This is a genomic window from Streptomyces sp. NPDC060000, assembly GCF_042737375.1.
Taxonomy (GTDB): domain Bacteria; phylum Actinomycetota; class Actinomycetes; order Streptomycetales; family Streptomycetaceae; genus Streptomyces.
On sequence record NZ_JBHWUU010000170.1, the window covers coordinates 1 to 4800 of the forward strand.

Sequence of the window (4800 nt, forward strand, 5' to 3'; positions counted from 1 at the left end):
GCCGCCCCCCCCCCCCCCCCCGCCGCCCCTTCCCTTCCCGCCCCTGTCCCGCGTCCTGTCCCGCCCCCTGGGCTGCCGCCCCCAGACCCCCGCTTCGGCCCGAAAGGGCCTCGTCCTCGAACTCCCCGGAGGGGCACCCCGGACGGGCTGGAGCCGCGAATGAGCCCGGCACCGAGAAGACCCCCGTTCTTCTCGGTGCCGGGCTGGTTCGGGTGGTTCGGGTGGGGCTAGTCCGTCGCGATCGCGTTGAGGACGTTCATGCGGCCCGCGCGGAACGCCGGGATCAGTGCGGCGAAGAGGCCCACGAAGGCCGAGCCGATGAACACGCCGATGATCGTCGGCCACGGGATCTCGAGGACGTTCAGTCCCTGGAGGGCGAGGAGCTGCTGGGCGGTGGCGCCCCAGCTCATGCCCAGGCCGAGCCCGAGGAGGGCACCGAAGAGGGCGATGACGACCGACTCCATGCGGATCATGCGGCGCAGCTGGCGGCGGGACAGGCCGATCGCCCGCATCAGGCCGATCTCCCGGGTGCGCTCCACCACCGACAGGGCGAGAGTGTTCACAACACCGAGGACGGCGACGATGATCGCGAGGGCGAGCAGCCCGTAGATCAGGTTCAGCAGCTGCCCGATCTGGTCCTTCAGCTGCTGCTTGTAGTCGGTCTGGTCGCGGACGCTGTACTGCGGGTAGTCGTGCAGCGCGGACTTGAGGGACGTGTACGCGGCGTCCTGCTGCCCGTCCTTCGCCGTGGCGAAGACCAGCTGGTCCAGCGGCAGCTTGTCGGCCGGGACGTACTTCTTGAGGGTGTCGGTGGAGGTGTACATCGCGCCCTGGTCGATCACGGCGTCACTGCTGGTGATCGCGCGGACCGTCAGCCGGGCCGTGGAACCGTCCTTGAAGGCGACCGAGATCGTGGAACCGAGGGTGATCTTGTGGTCCTTGGCGAACTTGTCGTGGACGGACATCGAGTCGGGGCGGTAGGCGTCGGTGAGGTTGCCGGCGACGGTCTCGACGCGCAGGTCGGTCGCGTAGGTCGGGTCGGCCGCCGTGATCGCCGTCTTGTCGAGCGTCTTGCCGTCGGGGGTGGTGAAGTCGGCCTGGGTCCACTTGTACTCGGTGACCCGCGCAAGACCCGGCGTCGACTTGATGGCCCGCACCGCCTGCGGGGTCATCAGCTGACCGCTGTCGCTCTGGATGATGAAGTCCGTGCCGACGCTCTTGTCGAGCTCCTCCGTGGCGGAGGCGACCATCGAGGAGCCGACCACCGAAAGGCAGGCGACCAGCGCGAGGCCGATCATCAGGGCCGCGCCCGTGGCGCCCGTACGGCGCGGGTTGCGCAGCGCGTTGCGCTCCGCCATCCGTCCGACAGGACCGAAGGCCCTGAGCACGATCGCGCCCAGCACCCGGACGACCGCGCCCGCCAGCAGCGGGCCGATCACCACGAAGCCGATCAGGCTCAGCACCACGCCCAGGCCCAGCCAGAGCGAGCCCTCGGCGGCCTTGTCGGCGGCGGAGGCGAGGTAGAGGCCCGCACCGCCGGCGCCGGTCAGGAGCAGGCCGATGACGGCCCGTACGGCGCCGGCCCTGGCGTCGGCCGGGGCACCGGCGTCGCGCAGCGCGGCCATCGGGGAGACCTTGCCGGCGCGGCGGGCCGGGAGGTAGGCCGCCAGCACCGTGACGACGATGCCGAGGACCATGCCGACCACCGGGGTCGTCCAGGCGACCGTGAGGTCGTCCGTGGACAGGTTCATCCCGGTCATGCCCATGAGCTTCATCAGGCCGACCGCGATGCCGACGCCCGCGCCGACGCCGAGGAGCGAGCCGACGACGCCCAGCAGCAAAGCCTCCGCGAGCACGGACCGGTTGACCTGCTTGCGGCTGGAGCCGATGGCCCGCATCAGGCCGATCTCGCGGGTGCGCTGCGCGACCAGCATGGAGAACGTGTTGATGATCAGGAAGATGCCGACGAGGAAGGCGATCCCGGCGAAGCCGAGCATCGCGTACTTCATCACGTCCAGGAAGCTCCCGACGTCCTGGCGGTTGGCGTCGGCCGTCTCCTTGGCGGTCTGCACCTTGTAGCCGGTGCCGATCTCGGCCGCGACGTTCTTCTTCAGTTGCGCGTCGCTCACCCCGGACGCGGCCGTGACGTTGACGTTCGTATAGACGTTCGACTCGCCGACCAGGGCCTCCTGGGCGGTCTTCGTGTCCAGGTAGAAGATCGCCGCACCGGGGTTGGTGACCTGGAAGGCGGCGATGCCGGAGATCTTCGCGGTGTGCGTGCCGACCGCGCTGATCACACCGATCTCGTCGCCGAGCTTGAGGTGGTGCTTGTCGGCGGTGTCCTCGTCGACCATGACCTGGTCGGAGCTCTTGGGCGCCGCACCGTCGGTGATCTTCATGGTGCGGGCGTCGTTGGCGTTCCAGTTGCCGACGATGGTGGGCGCGCCGCTGGAGGGCGACAGGCTGTCCTTGTCGGCGTCGACGACGGTCACGGAGGTCGAGAAGACGGTCCCCTCCGCCGACTTCACGCCCTCCGCCTTGCGGACCTCACCGAGCACGGAGGCTGCCATGACCGGCGGCTTTCCGTTGTCGGAGGTCGTCTCACCGGTGTCCGAGGCGCCCTTCGCGCTCACCGTCACATCGGAGGAGGTGGCGGCGAAGAGCTTGTCGAAGGTGCTGTTCATCGTGTCGGTGAAGACGAGCGTCCCGCAGACGAACGCCACCGACAGCAGGACCGCCACGGCCGACAGGGCCATGCGCCCCTTGTGCGCGTAGAAGTTGCGCATGGAGGTCTTCATGACGGTCATGACGTACGCCCCCGCGCGTCGAAGTCCTTCATCCGGTCCAGCACGGTCTCGGCGGTCGGCTTGAACATCTCGTCGACGATCCGGCCGTCCGCGAGGTACAGCACACGGTCCGCGTACGAGGCCGCCACCGGGTCGTGCGTGACCATCACGATGGTCTGGCCCAGGTCGTCCACCGAGCGGCGCAGGAAGCCCAGGACCTCGGCGCCGGCGCGCGAGTCGAGGTTTCCGGTCGGCTCGTCCCCGAAGATGATCTCCGGGCGGGCGGCGAGGGCGCGGGCCACGGCGACGCGTTGCTGCTGACCGCCGGAGAGCTGGGTGGGCCGGTGCCTGAGGCGGTCGGCCAGACCGACGGTCTCCACGACCTGGCTCAGCCACGCCTTGTCCGGCTTGCGGCCGGCGATGTCCATCGGCAGCGTGATGTTCTCCAGCGCGTTGAGCGTGGGCAGCAGGTTGAACGCCTGGAAGATGAACCCGATCCGGTCCCGGCGCAGCTTGGTGAGTTTCTTGTCCTTCAGCCCGGTGATCTCGGTCTCGTCCAGGTAGATCTGCCCCGACGAGACGGTGTCGAGACCGGCGAGGCAGTGCATCAGGGTGGACTTGCCGGACCCCGAGGGGCCCATGATCGCGGTGAACTGACCGCGGGCGATGTCCACGTCGACGTGGTCGAGGGCGACGACGCGGGTCTCACCGGACCCGTACGCCTTGACGACCTGCCGCGCCCGCGCGGCTACGGCCGTACGCCCTCCAGTGCCCCCGTGCCTGGGAATGGTCACAGCCGAAGTCACGGTAAATCTCCTATGTCAGAATGCAGAAGCGAATGGACAGCGCATCGGACGTATCCGTTGCAACGGACGTATCTGTTGCATCCGTTGCATCGGATGGTGGTGCGTGGTGCGCTGCGCTGTGTCGAAGAGTCTGTCGGCGGGAGGGGGTCCCGCGCGCTGGTGCTCGGGCCCGTCTTCCCGGGGGGTTAACCCCACCCCCCGGAAGTGGTGCCTGCCGCCCCCCAGCGGCATAAAGCCAGGTTAAGGACGGGACCCGGGGCTTCTCCTCCTCCGACGGTACGAACCCTCCCCGAGCCGTAGGACGGAGTTACCCCTAGGGGCCGTCCACCGCCAGGTGGAGTGGCGTCGGGGTTCTCTCCACCCCACCGGCCCCGATCAGCCCCGATCAGCCCGCTCAGGCTCCGCCCTCCCGCGACGTGAGGGTCAAGTGGGAAGCTGGCGTCCGGCGAAGTGGATGCAAGGGGCACGGGAGCTACGGGGGCATCAGGTGGGGGACATCCGACCGGCGACACGTGAGGCCGCGCAGGCGACCGCACCACATGGACGGCGAGCGGTCGTCGCCGCCCTCATGCTCTCCATGGCGCTGGCCGCCCTCGACTCCACCGTCGTCTCCACGGCCGTCCCGCAGATCGTCGGCGACCTGGGCGGGTTCTCCGTCTTCTCCTGGCTGTTCTCCGGCTATCTGCTCGCCGTGACGGTCACCCTGCCCGTCTACGGCAAGCTGTCCGACACCTTCGGCCGCAAGCCGGTGCTGGTCGCCGGGGCGGCCCTCTTCCTGCTCGGCTCGCTGCTGTGCGCCGTGGCCTGGAACATGGGGGCGCTGATCGCGTTCCGCGTCGTGCAGGGTCTGGGCGGCGGGGCGTTGCAGGGCACGGTGCAGACACTGGCCGCCGATCTGTACCCACTCAAGGAGCGGCCGAAGATCCAGTCGAAACTGTCCACGGTGTGGGCGGTCTCGGCCGTCGCGGGACCCGGCCTGGGCGGGATCCTGGCCGCCTACGCGGACTGGCGCTGGATCTTCCTCGTCAACCTGCCCATCGGAGCGGTGGCGTTGTGGCTGATCGTCCGTCATCTGCACGAGCCGCAGCGCAAGTCGCCGTCGCCCGGGCAGGACTCGCCGCCACGCGCGCGTGGCGGATCGCGTCCACGCGCGCGTGACGGATCGCGTCCACGCGCGCGTGACGGGTCACGTCCACGCGCGCGTGACG

Annotated in this window: 3 protein-coding genes; 1 reads left to right on the forward strand and 2 read right to left on the reverse strand. The window is 69.5% G+C overall.

Features of this window, described 5'->3' with window-relative positions; genetic code table 11:
* Positions 1–227: 227 nt before the first annotated feature.
* Positions 228–2807, reverse strand: coding sequence for an ABC transporter permease (locus ACFWBB_RS42400; RefSeq protein WP_385284598.1), 2580 nt, complete (start codon positions 2805–2807; stop codon positions 228–230).
* Positions 2804–3592: an ABC transporter ATP-binding protein gene (locus ACFWBB_RS42405; RefSeq protein WP_057600581.1), complete on the reverse strand. Its 789-nt coding sequence runs from the start codon at positions 3590–3592 to the stop codon at positions 2804–2806. Before ACFWBB_RS42405 ends, ACFWBB_RS42400 begins: the two co-directional genes overlap by 4 nt.
* 487 nt (positions 3593–4079) lie before the next feature.
* Here ACFWBB_RS42405 and ACFWBB_RS42410 point away from each other — a divergent pair.
* Positions 4080–4800, forward strand: a 721-nt coding sequence (locus ACFWBB_RS42410) for an MFS transporter (protein ID WP_385284602.1), incomplete at its 3' end; no start/stop codon positions are given.

Coding starts and splice junctions, on each gene's coding strand:
- ACFWBB_RS42400 (WP_385284598.1), bottom strand. CDS start 2,807: ATGACCGTCATGAAGACCTCCATGCGCAACTTCTACGCGCACAAGGGG.